Genomic DNA, 16,543 nt, shown 5'->3' on the forward strand with positions numbered 1-16,543 from the left:
ACGGAGAAGCGATCTTCGTTTGCGAGCTAACGTTCTGAGAACTCACGTATTTTGTCGTTCTCCAGCATAGGGACCGTAAAACCATGTACACCAGGCTGGTCACCAGTGGAGGAAGCCCAAATTGAGAACGTCTCTTCATCCTGATCGATTACGGTAATCACAATACGGCGTAGCGAAGGGATCTCCAGCCTAGTAAATTGCTCGAAAACCACTTCGGCTACGCGGGTGAGTTCATCGGATGTGTGCATGGCCATGGCGCGGGCGCGGACGCGTTCAAGGGCAGCTTCGATCTGGGCCTCGTGGGCCCGCTCCTCGGCTTGCTTCAGGTCCAGGTAGCGCCGGTAGGTCAAGGCAAAGACCGATGCAAATCTTTTGAATATCCGGATCGCTTCTTCGGTTATTGGATCATCAGAAAAAAAGAAGAGCAAGCCCTCTCGAAAACTGAACGTAGCTAAAGACTGTCGTTTAGGAATCTTGTCCGGCACAATGTTGGGATAGTCAGGGGCAGCGTCAAGGGCGGCGAAATAATTCTTCACGTCCTTGCCAACCAAATCGCGTGTGTAGAATGACTGCTGTGTTTTCCAGGCGTCGAACGCGCCTTCCAGCATTGGATGAATCGTCATGTCCACTCGGCCTATGATCCGAATATCATCTTCATCAGCGCTTGCAGTTGCAGTCCAGACATCCATGTGTTTGGTTTCATCGAGAATGCCGACTCCGCAGCGGAGCGTGACGATTCCCAGTCTCTCGAGTTCCCTAAATACGATTGCCGTAGCATCTGAGATGTCGTCGCTGTTGTGCATGGACATCGCCTTTGACCGAACACGTTCGAGTGCAGCTTCGATCTGTGCCTCACGTTCCAGTTTCTCGATTTTTTGACGGGCTAAAGCCAGCTCTTTTTCTTGGCTCTGCTGTGTTTTGGAGGATGGTTTATTCATTAGCTTCCTGAATTATTCAGGTTAGGTATTTTATAAGCGTCAAGCATGTAGTCTAAAAAGCTTCACTTTGTAACTTTATTACTTTACTTTGTGCTTCTATGACTCGTGGTTTTCTTCGTTTCACGTTTGCCGTTTGCCGTTTCACGTTTTACTTATTTCGTTTCAAAAACAAGGCCGTAATATCATCACTCTTCGGCTGGCCGCCGACAAATTCCCGGACATCATTCATCAAATCATGAATAAAGAGGTCAGCATTTTTATGTGCATTATTCACAAAATATTCTTCCAATGTTTCATCTTCATAAAAGTTCTCTTCATCAACTGTTGCTTCGGGTATGCCATCTGTAAACAACAGCAAGCTTTCACCAGGTTCGATAGTTATGGATTCAGTCGTAAATTCGATTCCTGAATCAAACATTCCGATGCAGATTCCACCCGCTTCTAACTTGTGAAGAGAATTATCACTTTTTAGCAATAGAGCTGGATTGTGTCCTGCGTTTAGAACCTCCAGTTTGCCTTGTCCGGGTGAAAGCACTGCCATAAAAAATGTGATGTATTTATCAATCGTTGAAGCATTGAATATTGCATGATTTAATTTATGGGCTAATTTTGGCAATGAGAGATTGCCCTCCAGGTACGCATAAAGAGAGGCTTGCAAGCTGCTTACAAGCAATGAAGCCGGAACACCTTTACCACTCACATCAGCGATGACTAGTGCAAATCGACCATCTTGAAGATGAATACAATCATAGTAATCTCCACCTACATCTTTCGAAGGAATATTGATTCCAAATAAATCATAGCCAGGAATTTTATGAAGTTCTTTGGGAATTATTGCCTGTTGAATCGCCCCGGCAACTGCAATCTCTTGCTCGATCTTTTGTTTTTCTAACAATTGCTTTAATAAATAATCATTTTCCAAAGCAGCGTTTACCTGCCTGACAATGCCTTCCAAAATCATTGAATCGGTATCATCGAATGAAACAACTCCAGATCTACTTTCTTTTTCAAACAGTGTAAAACAATAGGTTTTATCCTGGTAATCAAACGAATGGGTGATCCTGCTTTCTTCTAATGAGGGTTCTTCATTGTTAAACTCGCCTGGAAAATAAATATGGTTTACAGTCTCTTCGGCAGTAATTCTCAGGTGGGCTTTTGAGGCATTTGTAAGCGAAGCGACGCTTTGCAGCGATAGTTCAAATAGTGAAAGTTGGTTACCAACCTGATCGCTATCATGACCACTTTCAAGAAAGGCATTAAACTCCTGAACCGCATTTTGTTTCGCCATGCTTGCAATTTCGATTCCGGTATCAATTAAGCTATTTATTTGCAGGACTCTGGTATTCAATGAAAATATTAGATCTTTCTCTCTTTTGAGTTGATCGAATGCTTGATACGCATTGTTTAACAGGTTAATCAAAAATTGTAAAGTGAGTTTATCCAAATCCGAAAAGCCTGAATTGTCGAGTTTATGTCCAATAAGAATATGAAAAATTGACCCGGTTCCATTCGGAAGGATTACAAAAATATGGTTCGATTCAGGATAGTCATAAGAAATACTGAATTCTTCTTTTGAATGATGTGTAACTTTGTTTTCAATCGTCTTAGAGTGATTGGAAAATAAGGATTGCCATTCATCTGAATTCGAAGAGCGATAAAAAACACTCACTCCTGATACCAAAAGATTTCTCTTTATTAATTGGGCATATTTATTGGCAAAATCTTTTAACGAAGTTGAGGTTAAGAGAGAATTGAATCCTTCCTGGAAAGAAGCGATATTGAGTGAGAAATGTTCCAGGAGATTAGAATGGCTCATATTGACAATTTTGTAATTGAAATCTTTATTCCGTAATTTCAGTTAATTTAGAAATCGTGGCTTGTAAGAGAAATTTGACGAATTCTATAGCATGGCCGCCTCTAAGGAATCAGCCTTCTTTGCATATTGAAATAACCCCATAATTGTGAAGGATTTTTCAATGGGTGGATCCAGGTTAATAAAGGTTAGTGTACCTCTTTACATCATTGAGTTTTTCAATCACTTCAATCAGTACCGATATCCCTATCGAGTTCACAACCTTGGAATCTTTTAAATCCAGGATCACTTTTGTTGTACCTTCATCGATATACTTAAAGCACTCTTTAGCAATATTTTCTCCACCATGTTGATTGATATAACCTGATGTAGTTACTACCAAATGATCTTCTTCCATTCTGGATGTAAATGTTAGCTGTGTCATGCAACCCTCCACATATTTAAATCAAATTCTTGATCATAGTGATTTTTGTTCCATTGGGACCAGATTCGATGATAAAGTCGTCTGACATGGATTTCATCAGTTTAAGCCCCCACCCACGTTTATTGGCGGAATGGATTTTCTCGTCTATATTTGGATCTTCAACCTTGTCAGGTTCGAACCCGGTGCCATAGTCTTCAACAAAAATGACTAATTTCTCTTTAGTCATTGTAAACTCAACTCGAACTTCCTGGCTATCTTCACCAGCATGCCCGAGCGCATTAATAATGGCTTCGTTTACCAGTATTCTTGCTTCACCGATTTTCTCATCCTGAATACCGAGATGTTCTGCGAGGTGTTCCATGCCTTTTATGGCTACAACCTCAACATCTGGAATTTGCGGAAGAATTACTGTTAGTTTTATAGATTCATTTTTCATGCGAATCCTCTCAAATAGTTTCTATCCTATTTGTGGGTGTTGAGTTAATATAAGAAAATAACTTTAGGAAATAAAATAATTTATTTCAAATATAGCACATTGTAATATTACAATTAGAATTCGGAAATTTTGGTTTAGAAAGATTCGCGATTCCATCGCTAGCAGCGATGGAATCGCCCTATATATTGGTACTAGGTCCTCAAATACGAAGCGCCATTTACATCCACAATACATCCGGTTAAAAATTCCGTTTCTTTCGATGCCAGGAACAAAACCGTATGAGCGATCTCTTCCGGTTTTGCCACTCGATTAAGCGGACTTTGCCCGCGAATTTCATCGCCTTTTTTCCCCTTCAAATCTTCGACGGCCATTTCAGTTTCCACAAAACCTGGGGCCACATTATGCACGAATATATTAAAAGGAGCGAGAGATTTTGCCAGAGATTGTCCCATCGCATGCAATCCGGCTTTACTGGCGCCATAAGCCGGGCTGTCTGGCTCACCGCGAAAGGCGCCTCGAGATCCAACATTGACAATTCTACCTCCACCCTGCTTTAAAAAGTGCTGTACAGCGCAATAACACAGATTTGCCGGGCCAATCAGATTTGTTTTCAAAGTCCGATCCCATTTATCTTGCCATTGATCGTAAGTGACACTATGAGCGGGATGTTCTTCAAAAATGCCTGCATTATTCACGACAATATCCAAACCACCCATTTCTGATACAACCTGATCAATCATATTTTGAACTGCAGTCGAATCACCTATATCCGTCTGAACGATCAAATGCGGACCACCATTTAGAGAAGCTTTGGTTTTTTCTGCAGCAGCAAGATTCTTTTTGTAATTGATCGCAACTCTTGCACCGTTTTCTGCAAATTGTTGTGAAATACTACGGCCAATTCCGCGTGAGCCGCCTGTTACCAATACGATTTTGTTTGTGAAATTCATATTATTGTCTCCACATTTTTTGACAAGATTAACAGGATTGTGCAGGATGAAAATAAAAATTCTCAGACTATCCGGGTAATCCTGTCATTTTTTTTCATAAATCACTATCCCATTTACAATAGTCATCAAGATTTCCCCATCAAGAATTTTACCAGGGTCCGTTTCGCCCAAAACAAAAGGATCGATATCCATTACCGTGATATCCGCCCATCTTCCTGGCTCCAGGATTCCGGTTTCATTTTCCAGAAAAGCTGCATAAGCGCTCCAATTGGTATAACCACGGATTGCCTCTTCCGGTGTCATGTTTTGCTCCGGGTACCATCCTTCAGTCGGTTGTTTATCTTTACCTCTTCTAGTCATAGCAGCATGTAAACCATAGAAAATATTGTGATCGGAACCTGGCAGATCTGAATTAAACGTTAGCCTGACGCCAATCTCTCGGAGTGTTCTCCAGGCATAGGCTCCTTTTACACGCTCAGAACCTAAACGATCCTCAGCCCAGGTTTTGTCTTCAACAGCATGGGGCGGCTCCATGGAAGCAATTAGACCTAATTCAATAAATCTTTTAAAATCATCAGGGTGGATTACCTGGGCATGTTCAATACGGTGGCGATTGGATTTAACAGATGGATTCTCATTGATTACAGTTTCAAGAAAATCAAGAGCCTCACGATTACCGGCATCACCAATCGCATGAATAGCGACTTGAAATCCTCTTATCATCATACTAGCTATAATATCTTCGTCAAATCCATATTCATTCCCGCTAACCCCACGATGACCAGGTTTATCGGAATAATCTTGCAGTAACCTGGCACCCCGTGAACCAAGAGCGCCATCATAATAGGCTTTCACAGAGCGAACAATAAGTTTGTTGCCTGGATTGGTCCTGGGACCCATCAGAAGCCATTCCGGCATGAAAGATTCATCGCGAGCAGAAAGCATGGCATAGATTCGAATGGGTAATTTTCCTTCATCATCCAGGATTTGCAATGCATCCATCATTTCTCTTCTTACACCAGCATCATGTACGGCAACATAGCCAGCTTCTGCCATTGCATTAAGACCGGCTAATAACTGTTGCTTAATCTGTTCGGGAGTAGACCCTGGAATTGCAGTTTCGAGCAAATCCGTGGCGTTGTTGATCAGTATACCTGTGAGATTTCCATTGGCATCTTTGCGAATTTCTCCACCTTTTGGCGCCTTTGTTTCTGATGTAATGCCGGCTTTCTCGAAAGCCATTTTATTGCCCCAGACTGCAAAACTATGGAGTCCTCGCAAACAAACCGGATGATCCGGAATTTTTTCAGACAACAGTTTCATATCAGGATAGCGATTAGCCCAGGCGCCTTCATCCCAACCGCGTCCGATCACCCATTCGCCTCTGGGAATATTCTTAGCCCATTCCACAGCCTTCGCGACTGCCTCTTCTTCTGTTTCCACCCCAACTAGATTGAGTATTGAAAGCGCTTTCCCCAAATTGGTTACATGAGTATGGGAATCTACCAATCCCGGTAGAATGGTTGCGCCATTAACATCTATCACTTTCACTGACTCATCCTGGTTAGCAATTTGGTTGGCTTCAATCACCCGCTCATTTGGATAATTCAATGCATCTTCAGTGGAACCAACAAATAATATTTGTCCACTGCCGATCACCAGGGCTTCAGCATCCGGCTGCCATCCATCACTTGAATAAGGAGCATTAGATGCAGGAGTTCCGTCAGGGGCAGGTTCATCCCAGGATAAAGTGTAAACTTTTCCGTTGGTGAGAATTAATTCTGGGCCAGGCTCCTGACTACAACCTTGAAAAAACAGTAAAAATATTATGACCAGGCAAGAAGAAACCTGGAATATACCATTTTTTAATTTTAGTACATAGGACATAAATTTGATTCCTTAATTGATTTTGTATATTTAAAGTAAATTATGATTTGTTTGGCGGTGTTATATGTACAAATGAAAGGTATGGATAAAAAAAACTAAAAACAAATATCCAATTTAAATATGGGTTGTTATTTATTATTTTTTATTAAGCTGGTAATAATTTTTGATTGACTTATTTGAAGGCAAGATTTTTTTTAACAAGTTTCTTCAAACGTACTGGAATGGCATAAGGTCAACTTTGTACAGACATTAATAAACGGTTTCCCCGATTCTTTATTCATTTCATATAAAATCTTAAAAATCAATCATAAATATTTTCACAAATAGCTAATTATAATTATGTTTAACAATCAAGTGTGGAGTCTTCTGCAAATCCCAATCCAAAACCAACCCTTGCCCGGTTCGGTGAGCACTGGCTTTTGAATAAAGCTTTTCGACCAAATATAACGCAGGCTCATAGCTCAACGCACCACCAACCGATGTAATAAATTTTCCGTCTTCAACAAAATTGACATCATAACGAACGTCTATATTCGGAAACATCTTTGAAAAACGGTCACGATCTCCTGGAAATGTGGTAGCGACACGATTTTCCAAAGCTCCTGTAGCGGCGAGAGGAAATGCACCATCACAAAGAGTGATTACTGTTGTTGCAAAACCTATTTTTTCTTTGAGCCAATCCATTAAAATTTTGTTTTCCAGGTCGGAAGACATACTATTCTCGGTACTTGGGATCACAAGAATATCGATTGGCGGGCAATTCTCAAAAGAGTAATGGGGTTTGATAACAATACCTTCTGAGGTGGTAAATGGTTTGCCATCCGGTGTTACGATAAAGCAGCGAATATAATTGCTTGAATCCCGATAAACCGTATGTTGTAAAATATCGTAAGGGGCCATGAGTTCTGAATTATAGACTTTGTCGACACAAACAAAACCAGCATTGAGAATATTCTTGTTCTCATTGGCATTTAAAGACATATCAGAAAGTGAATCAGAACTTTCCTTTTGCGTACAAGCAATTATGATAAACCCAAATACAATCGAAATATATTTAAATATAATTTTCATTCAGCCTCACAAAAACCAGAATAACAATCTATTTTAAAACCGGCAATTCAAAACATGCCGCCTCTTTATTATTTCTAACCAGGAGATAATTCCCAGCTAAGGTTGGAGAATTCCAGGTTTTGCCTTTCAAGGCTTTAAATCGTGCAAGTTCATTATGCTTTTCTGGCCTGGCTTCCGAAAGGGCAACATACCCCTTTTCTGCCATTATCAAAATAAGATCACCTACAAGAATGATTTGGCCATGACCATAACGGCCGCTTTTCCATTTTCGCTTTCCATTTACCAGGTCGATACAAACCAGGATGCCGTCATCCAGCCCATATATGAACTCATCCTTATATACAAAATTAGCAAATTTTGCTTTTAATCCACGAGATTCCCAAAGAATTTTCACGAAAAAATCATTTTGATTTTTCTTTTCAATCTTAAATAATTTACTTCCTATTCCATAACCGGTTGATACAAGTATACGATCTTCTGGTAAAATAACAGGTTGCGCAACATGTTCGGAGCCACTGGGCCAGGGTTGCCGCCACAATACTTTGCCATTCGTAGGGTCGTGCCCAACAAGACTTACATTCGTGAAAATGATAATTTGAGGAATTCCAGCAATTGTTGTATAAATCGGCGAGCTATAACTTGCAGGATCATCACCGCCGCCCCAAACGAAATCACCAGAATGCTTATTATAAGAAACCAAGGAAGTTCCTTTTCTTCCTCCTGAGGTTACAATAACTAATTCATTAAGAACCAATGGAGAACAACTGGTTCCATACTCAGGATTTAGAGCTTGATGATCTTCATGAACATTCCTAGCCCAAATCTTTTTACCAGAAGCTAAGTCAAGACAATTTAATAAACCGTTTCCACCGAGTGAATAAACTCTGTCACCAGAAATAGTTGGCGTTGCACGAGGACCATCCCCGGTCATAGCGTGTTCATATTTAGTTACATCCTTATGAATCCAGCGAACATTCCCAGTGGATAGATCATAGGCTACCACCAATTCTTCCTGGCCATTCTGCTCTTGTGTAATTGCATAATCGCCTACGACTGCAAATCCTGACCAACCAGCCCCAACTTGTCTTCGCCAAATTAAAGTCGGTGGGTTTGTCGCCCAGTCTCTATCCAAATTCAGGTCTGGAATAATCGCATTTCTATCCGGCCCGAGGAATTGAGGAAAATTGTATGTCAAGCCTTTTATAGCAGCACTTTCCGCCGTCGTGTCCTTATAATCAATTATCTTCTTATCAGTGGGTTCACCGGCTATCTTTGACCACCGCCATTCTAAAACCGGGACAACATCACCGGAGACGCCGCGGAAATCCAGTAATAAAACAGAAGTCAGGATACTAAGCACAAACAAACCAAAAATCACGAACCGGATTTTACGCACTATCCGTGCAAAAAAAAGCGCCCAAATTAATAGAAATAAGGAAGTTAAAATTAATACTGGACCAGTCGTTAAAATTTGTACCTGCCTGCTAGAAGCCTCTGACGACCATACCCAAATCAAGATGACTATTGCCAATAAAGTTATTACAATAGCCGGCCACCAGCGAATGGACTGTTTCTTTTTCATCTCTTTTTTCAATGAAATAGACATAAAACCCATATTATTTTAAAGTATTTTTACTGAATTTAATCCAAAAATAATAACCATTTTTTGAAGATTACGCAAGAAATAATTTTTACTGGTAGGAAATTTTGAGAATTGTATGATCATTATACGATTTGGCATTTGATGAAATCGATATAATTGGACAACCAATTGACTACCAAAATATCGAAGTATTTCGTTTCGTTAATTTCAATATCACAATTTTACAACAAGAACTTCTCTGCTAAACGACAACTCAATCAATCCCTGGCAATTGCTTTATCTTATACCGTTCTGTAAGTAATCAACAAATAATTGAAGTAGAAAAAAGAATCGCCACAACCCAGGGAAATGGGATGTGGCGATTATCTGACCGGTACCCCTCGTATTTTATTTGTGGTTCTCTAAGTAAGGTACTTTCTACGGAAAAATCCCCATCTCCATGTACACCAATGCAATCTTATCAATCGCACAAATGAATGTTGCCATACGGAGATCTATCTCATTATTATGATCTTCTTTTATCCGTCTAATTTCAGCATAGGCATTTATCATGGTTTCTTCCAAACCGGAATTGACCAAATCAGCTTCACCAGCACCTTGTGCCAGCGATTTCAATTCATCATCTGAAAAATATTTGCCGGAAACTCTTTCCATAGCCTTTAATAATTGAAGTTGTGTTTTTTCCTCGAAACGTTTTTCCATTCGGCCGAATCTTACATGGGATAAGTTTTTGAGCCATTCAAAATAGGAAACCGTTACACCGCCTGCATTCAAAAAAGTATCGGGTATAATCATAACGTTTCTTTCTTTTAGCATTTCATGAGCTTCACTTGTAATGGGTCCATTTGCAGCTTCCGCAATAATTTTTGCCTTTATTTTAGATGCATTCTCTTCTGTAATCTGATTTTCCAGAGCAGCTGGGACCAGAATATCACATTCCATTTCCAGAACTTTAATCGAAGGTATAATATTTTTAGCGCCCGGGAAATCCAATAACGAACCGGTTTCTTTGCGCAGTTGAAACACACTTTCCACATCAAGCCCATCCGCATTAAAAATGGCTCCTTCATATTCAGCGATTCCAGTGATAGTTGCACCACCTTCTTGCAGGAATTTCGCAGCATGATAGCCGACATTCCCCAACCCTTGCACAATAACTCGTTTGTCTCCCAACCCGGGTTTAAGTCCTAAATACGTCATGTCTTCTACATGCTCACAAGCTTCCCGGATGCCAAAATAGGCCCCTCGCCCTGTTGCTTCAATACGGCCATGAATCCCGCCCTGAGCAAGAGGCTTACCTGTAACGCAAGCTAGAGAATCTAATCTACCGCCAGTTAAGGCGCTATAAGTATCAGCAATCCATGCCATTTCTTTCGGTCCCGTGCCATAATCCGGTGCAGGCACATCAATTCCGGCGCCAATAAAATTTTTGCGAACTAATTCATACACATACCTTCTGGTGATCCTTTCAATTTCATTTTCCGAATAAAACCTGCGATCAATTTTAATTCCACCTTTTGCACCGCCAAACGGAACATCAACAATCGCGCATTTATAAGTCATGAGCGCTGCTAAGGCTTTAACCTCATCTTCATTCACTTCAATACTATATCGAATTCCTCCCTTAACCGGTAATTTGTGTTGGCTATGCTCAGCCCGCCATGCGTGGATTGTTTCAATGGAGCCATCATCACGCTTTAATGGAAAAGAAATATGGTATATACCGTTGCACATTTTTATTTGTTTTAGTAATCCAGGTGCATGTTTTGTTAAAACAGCTGCCTTATCAAAGTTCCGGTTCACTTGTGCGAAAAAACTTATTTTATGCGCCATAGTCCTGATTCTCCAATTGTATTTTCTAGTGATTGATTGGTTCAATGAAGTTTCTGATGAATCAATTTCATCACATCAATTTTTTTTGCATTAGGCGTATCTTGTCCCTCAATAACAATCCCACGATTCGCCAATTTATCAAGGCAATGGATGTCATTGTTATCCAAAAAAATGTAATCGTTTAGTTCCTTTTTTTGGGATTGGTAATGAAGTCCACCGATATTTAAGGTATTCATCGGCACATTTAGTTCGTAGAGTTTTAGAGCGTCTTTAGGATTTTTAAGTAATAAAATACATTTTTCTTTATTAAAATTTTCATTTTTCACATAATTGAGTAGTTCATCAGTGCTAAAAACATTGATTGAAACATCTGAATCTGAAAATGAAGATTCGTACAAATCTTTATCAAATTGATTGGAGGCAATTTCATCATTGCATAGGACGATACGATCTGGATGAAGATAATTTGCCCAACCCACCACAACTTGTCCGTGGATCATACGATCATCAACGCGAATTAGTAGAAATGACATGTTTCAAGAACCTTCGACACTACAATTGAATATTTCGATACCTCGTTTCCCGGCATCCACCAAACTAGCAGTAAGCTCCTTAAAATTTAATGATTCCCTCTTTGTTAAGAATGAAAGCAACATGGGTAAGTTAATCCCGGATATAATAGCAATCCGATCATGATCTCTGGTTAGCTTACAAGCAACATTCCAAGTACTGCCACCCTTTAAATCCACGGCAATTACAGCACCATACTTTAAAATATCTGAGTTTTCAAAAATGTTTTTTATTTTTTTGGTTATTTCATTCGACGAGAGATGAAGGGTTGGAATACAGTAAACATCAGGTTGATCGCCTAACATGGTTGTGGCTGCTTTAAAAAATGAACTACATAGGTCACCATGGGTGAGTAATATCAACGATACCATAATTATTAAGTTTTATCGATTGGAATTTCATTATTATTCCAAGTCATGTTCAAGATATTCTTTTCGTTTCTTGCCGTAAATCGTTTTACCTTGTGCACTCATTTTTTTCAATAATCGTTTATTGAATTCTTTGGCTGGATGAATGCCATATATTTTTAGCAGCGAATTCATTGCAATTGTTTCGATGATAACCGTTATATTCTTGCCAGGGAAAATTGGCAACCGAACCTGCGGTATTTTTATATCCAGAATTTCTGTAAAAGCATCTGTCAATCCAATTCTTTCATAGTTTTCTTTGGCATCCCATTCTTCCAGAAATACTTCAACTTCAACTCTTTTTTGCAATCTTATAGAACGAATTCCGAACATAGTTTTTACATCCAGGATTCCAAGTCCCCTGACTTCAATATGATGTTCTAATATTTCGTTAGCGGTTCCGATTAATATATCATCGCCTTTTCGTTTAATTGCAATCAAATCATCTGCAACTAAGCGATGGCCTCTTTCTATCAAATCTAATGCGATTTCACTTTTCCCTATTCCGCTTCGACCTGATAATAACACACCAATACCATAAACATCTACTAGGGTTCCATGGATCTGGGTTCTCGGAGCAAATTCATCTTCAAGAAAATTCCCGATAAACCGCACAAAAGTTGTAGTGGTTACAGGGGTTCGAAAAACAGGAATATTGTGATTATTACATAGATTGATGAGACCTTTGAAGGATTTATTTTGATTGGTTATAACAAGACAAGGAATTTCAAATTCGGTAAGTCTATTAAACGCGACTTCTCTTTCTTTTTCAGTTAAGGAATCCAAATATGCAATTTCAGTGTTGCCAAGAACTTGAATCCTTTCGTAAGAAAAAATATCCACAAACCCGGTTAATGCTAAGCCGGGTCTGTGGATTTCAAGTTGGTTTATTCTTTTTTCTAAGCCACTTTCACCCGAAAGTAGAGTGAGCTTTAACGCGCGTTTGCTTTTATCATAGAATTCATTAACTGAAATTGAAGACATATCTAATTTGTCTCTTCTTCGAGAAGTTCATGATCTCTCAAAACATCATTGATTTTATCATGTGAATGCTGTCTTGCTTTTTCCCTATATTTTTTCAACTGTCGTTCTAGTTTATTTACAGTCAAATCAATTGATTTGAAAAAATCTTCAGAGGTCTCTTTTGCTGATAAAATTATGTTGGAGGCTTTTATTGTAATTTCAGCAATCTTATTAATTTTTTCTTTAACCAGGACTATATCACAAACAACAATATTTAAGGAATGTTTTAACAGATTTAATACTTCCTTTTCTGAATATTGTCTTAGGTTATCGGGAGCTTTAAAATGCCTTGCTGTGAATGTGATTTGCATAGTCGTCTCCTTTTCTATTTGCCACATGCAATTTTGATAATTCTATAATTATACCATCATGAATTAGGAGATTTTTTATCAAAAAAATCCAGTACCTCCTTCCGGTAATTGATTGATTTAATGATCATTTTTCAAGCTCTCGGATGTGCTTGTTTATAAATTTTCACCAATTTTTCCATGCTTACATGAGTGTATATCTGGGTTGTGGACAAACTGGCATGTCCTAACAACTCTTTAACAGCTTCCAAGTCCGCTCCGGCATCCAGAAGATGGGTAGCAAAGCTGTGCCTCAGAATATGAGGACTGAGGGAATTAGCCGCAGAGATACTTTTTAAATACTGGTTGACTTTATATTGAACCTGCCGGGGAGTTATCCGCTTGCCACGCTTTCCTAAAAATACAGCCTTATCGTCAATTAGCGATGAATTGAAAACCAGGTATTTCCTCACTTTTAAATACCGTTGCAACATTTTGGCTGCATTATAACCAATAGGGAGGATCCGCTCTTTATTGCCTTTTCCATGAACCCGGATCAATCGACTTTTTAAATCAATATCCAAAATGTTTAATTTAGTCAATTCCCGTAACCGAATTCCAGTGCCGTAAAATATTTCCAATATCGCTCGATCCCTAATTCCTTCTGGAGAATCAGCATTAGGAGTTTCCAGCAGTGATAATGCTTCGGAAATACTGAGAATTGATGGCAATTTCTTGCTATATTTTGGTGTTTGAATGGTTTGTGCAGGACTTGATTCTATTGCATTTATTTTTGTCTGGTAGCGATAAAATGACCTGAGAGCAGCAAGTTTTCTTCCGATTGAATTTCGTGATACCCCCCTTGCAGTTAAATTTGCAAGAAATGCACGTATCTGATTTTTTGAAGCATTTAATAAGTATGAATCGTCACTATAAGTGGATTGAAGAAAATTTAGAAATTGCTGTAAATCAGTTGAATAAGCAATAATCGTAAATTCAGAATAATTTTTTTCAGCTTGTAATGATTTAAGAAATCTTTGTATTGATAACTCCACACTATCCTTCTTGGTTTACTAACTCTTGAACAATTTCGTATTTACATTCCGGACAGCGAATAAAGTCTCCTTTTGCTTTGGTTTGCCTTTCCTCCATATATGGATTAGCACATTGGTCACATACTTTTTTTATTGGTTTATACCATGTTGCAAAATCACACTTCGGATAATTACTGCAGCCATAAAAAATCTTACCTCGCCTGCTCTTCTTTTCAGCTATGCTTCCACTACAATCCGGTTTGGGACATTTTATATTCAACGTTAATGGCTTGGTACTTTTACATTTAGGATATGAAGAGCAAGCTAAGAAACGTCCAAACCTGCCTACTTTAATGATCATTTCAGAACCGCAAGTATCGCATTTTTCATCCGTTTTATTTTCCACTTCATCAAGATTTCGTGTAAATTTGCAGTCCGGATAATTACTACACGCAATAAATTTACCATTTCTACCCCATTTTTCAACCAACCCTCCACTACAGTCGGGACATTTTTCATCCGTTTGCTTTTGTAAAGAAGCTCTAATTTCAGATTTATCTTCATCAAGTTTTTTTACTGCAGCTTGAAATGGCTCATAGAAATCCGTCAAAACAGATTTCAAGTTCTTCTTTCCATCCTCAATTTGGTCTAACTCATTCTCCATTTTGGCAGTAAATTTGACATTGAAAATATCAGGAAAATTAGCAACCAATAATTTGTTGACAGTTCTCCCAAGTTCAGTTGGGATTAATTTCCGTTCGATCTTCTCCGTATATTTCCTGTTGATGAGAGTACTTATAATCGTGGCATATGTAGATGGCCTGCCAATTCCCAACTGATCCAGTTCTTTCACTAAAGTACTTTCATTGAACCTGGATGGCGGCTTTGTAAAATGTTGATTCTTTTCTACATCCAGTAATTTTAGATTTTCGCCAATACTTAAATTTAAAGGGAAGGGTTCTTCCGACGGATCTTTTTCTTCCTTTGCATCATAATCGTTCATATCTTCATAAACTTGTAAAAAGCCTCGAAATATTATCGTTGAACCCGTTTTACGGAACAGATATTCACCTGCTTCAATATCAACTGTTCTATTTTCATAAATTGCAGTTGCCATTTGCGAAGCTAAAAAACGATTCCAAATTAATCTGTAAAGCTTCATCTGATCGGTTGTTAAAAACTTGGCGATTTTCTTTGGTGACCATTTCATACTCGTGGGTCGTATGGCTTCATGAGCATCCTGGATTTTACCTTTTTTCTGAAAAGTTCGTGGTTTTTCTGGTAAGTATTCCTGGCCGTATGAACTTCCAATATATTCTCTGGACGCTGCGATGGCTTCTTTTGCAGTTCTAGTTGAATCAGTTCTCATGTATGTAATGAGACCCACACTACCTTCCCCGCCAAGTTCAACTCCTTCATATAACTGTTGAGCAATAGCCATTATTCTTTGACCACTAAATCCAAATCGTCTAGCTGCATCTTGTTGCATGGTGCTTGTAGTAAATGGAGGAAAGGGATTTCTTTGAACGTTTTTCTTTGATGAATTCTTTACAATAAACTCTTTTTTCCGTATATCATCGACATAATATTGGCAAGTAGATTCATCCTTAATTTTTGGATCTTTTTCTTCGATTTTGATTAGTTTAGCATGAAACGGATCGGTCTGCCCGCGGACGAATGCAGAAATTGTCCAATATTCTTCCGCAACAAATGCTTCAAAAGCATCTTCTCGTTCACATAAAAGACGAAGAGCTACAGATTGAACCCGTCCGGCGCTCAACCCCCTGTGAATTGTTTTCCACAATAAGGGACTTACCTGGTAGCCAACCAACCTGTCCATAACCCGCCGAGCTTTCTGTGCTTCTACTTTTTGGTGTTGGATTTTTGTTGGGTTGTTTATCGCTTCTTTTACTGCTGATTCCGTAATTTCGTTGAATAAAACTCGCTTAATATTGCCATTCTTATCTTTTAATTCTAACGCAATGTGGTGAGCTATTGCTTCTCCCTCCCGATCTGGATCCGTTGCGATTAATACATTAGTAACTTTACTGGCAGTCTTTTTTAATTCCTGCAGGGTTTTACCCTTCCCCTTGACCGTTATGTATTCCGGTTCAAATCCATTGTCAACATCTACCCCCAGGCGTTTTTTGGGTAAATCACGAAGATGTCCTACGGAGGCTTTAACAACAAAATCTTTGCCAAGTATTCGATTAATCGTTTTAGTTTTGGCTATCGATTCAACTATTACTAAAGATTGACCCATATAT

At 39.0% G+C, this 16,543-nt stretch carries 15 protein-coding genes; all 15 read right to left on the bottom strand.

Translation table 11 applies throughout. The features are described 5' to 3' along the window. Positions 1–26 precede the first annotated feature (26 nt). The 15 genes from IIC38_05655 to topA all read right to left on the bottom strand — a co-directional run bounded on the left by IIC38_05655 (position 27) and on the right by topA (position 16,539). On the bottom strand, positions 27–938 hold the full coding sequence (locus tag IIC38_05655; GenBank protein ID MCH8125429.1) for a hypothetical protein: 912 nt from the start codon (positions 936–938) through the stop codon (positions 27–29). A 148-nt stretch (positions 939–1,086) separates the two neighbouring features. Continuing rightward, the gene (locus IIC38_05660; GenBank protein MCH8125430.1) at positions 1,087–2,754 is read right to left on the bottom strand and encodes a PP2C family protein-serine/threonine phosphatase; all 1,668 of its coding nucleotides are present in this window, start codon (positions 2,752–2,754) and stop codon (positions 1,087–1,089) included. A 175-nt stretch (positions 2,755–2,929) separates the two neighbouring features. Continuing rightward, positions 2,930–3,175 (bottom strand): STAS domain-containing protein, encoded by a 246-nt coding sequence (locus IIC38_05665; GenBank protein ID MCH8125431.1) that lies wholly within the window; start codon positions 3,173–3,175, stop codon positions 2,930–2,932. A gap of 16 nt (positions 3,176–3,191) precedes the next feature. Next, entirely contained in the window at positions 3,192–3,611 is a 420-nt protein-coding gene (locus tag IIC38_05670) for an ATP-binding protein (GenBank protein ID MCH8125432.1), read from the bottom strand. A gap of 191 nt (positions 3,612–3,802) precedes the next feature. After that, positions 3,803–4,561 carry an SDR family oxidoreductase gene (locus tag IIC38_05675; protein MCH8125433.1) on the bottom strand — a complete coding sequence of 253 codons (759 nt, stop codon included), beginning with the start codon at positions 4,559–4,561 and terminating at the stop codon, positions 3,803–3,805. 84 nt (positions 4,562–4,645) lie between these two features. After that, positions 4,646–6,448, bottom strand: coding sequence for an amidohydrolase (locus IIC38_05680; GenBank protein MCH8125434.1), 1,803 nt, complete (start codon positions 6,446–6,448; stop codon positions 4,646–4,648). 327 nt (positions 6,449–6,775) lie between these two features. Then, positions 6,776–7,519: a DJ-1/PfpI family protein gene (locus IIC38_05685; protein MCH8125435.1), complete on the bottom strand. Its 744-nt coding sequence runs from the start codon at positions 7,517–7,519 to the stop codon at positions 6,776–6,778. A gap of 28 nt (positions 7,520–7,547) precedes the next feature. Then, positions 7,548–9,101, bottom strand: a complete 1,554-nt coding sequence (locus tag IIC38_05690; protein ID MCH8125436.1) for a PQQ-like beta-propeller repeat protein — start codon at positions 9,099–9,101, stop codon at positions 7,548–7,550. A gap of 438 nt (positions 9,102–9,539) precedes the next feature. Then, positions 9,540–10,955: a Glu/Leu/Phe/Val dehydrogenase gene (locus tag IIC38_05695; GenBank protein MCH8125437.1), complete on the bottom strand. Its 1,416-nt coding sequence runs from the start codon at positions 10,953–10,955 to the stop codon at positions 9,540–9,542. A gap of 41 nt (positions 10,956–10,996) precedes the next feature. Continuing rightward, entirely contained in the window at positions 10,997–11,488 is a 492-nt protein-coding gene (locus tag IIC38_05700) for a PTS sugar transporter subunit IIB (protein MCH8125438.1), read from the bottom strand. Positions 11,489–11,491: 3 nt separating this feature from the next. Then, the gene (locus IIC38_05705) at positions 11,492–11,896 is read right to left on the bottom strand and encodes a PTS sugar transporter subunit IIA (GenBank protein MCH8125439.1); all 405 of its coding nucleotides are present in this window, start codon (positions 11,894–11,896) and stop codon (positions 11,492–11,494) included. Between the two features lie 33 nt (positions 11,897–11,929). Then, positions 11,930–12,916, bottom strand: coding sequence for an HPr kinase/phosphorylase (locus IIC38_05710; protein ID MCH8125440.1), 987 nt, complete (start codon positions 12,914–12,916; stop codon positions 11,930–11,932). Positions 12,917–12,918: 2 nt separating this feature from the next. Beyond that, positions 12,919–13,266 (bottom strand): ribosome-associated translation inhibitor RaiA, encoded by a 348-nt coding sequence (raiA, locus tag IIC38_05715; protein MCH8125441.1) that lies wholly within the window; start codon positions 13,264–13,266, stop codon positions 12,919–12,921. A 131-nt stretch (positions 13,267–13,397) separates the two neighbouring features. Next, a complete protein-coding gene (gene xerC / locus IIC38_05720; GenBank protein MCH8125442.1) occupies positions 13,398–14,297 on the bottom strand; it encodes a tyrosine recombinase XerC in 900 nt (299 codons plus the stop codon). A gap of 1 nt (position 14,298) precedes the next feature. After that, positions 14,299–16,539, bottom strand: coding sequence for a type I DNA topoisomerase (gene topA, locus IIC38_05725; GenBank protein MCH8125443.1), 2,241 nt, complete (start codon positions 16,537–16,539; stop codon positions 14,299–14,301). Positions 16,540–16,543 lie beyond the last annotated feature (4 nt).

Source organism: candidate division KSB1 bacterium (assembly GCA_022566355.1).
Taxonomy (GTDB): Bacteria; Zhuqueibacterota; JdFR-76; order JdFR-76; family DREG01; genus JADFJB01.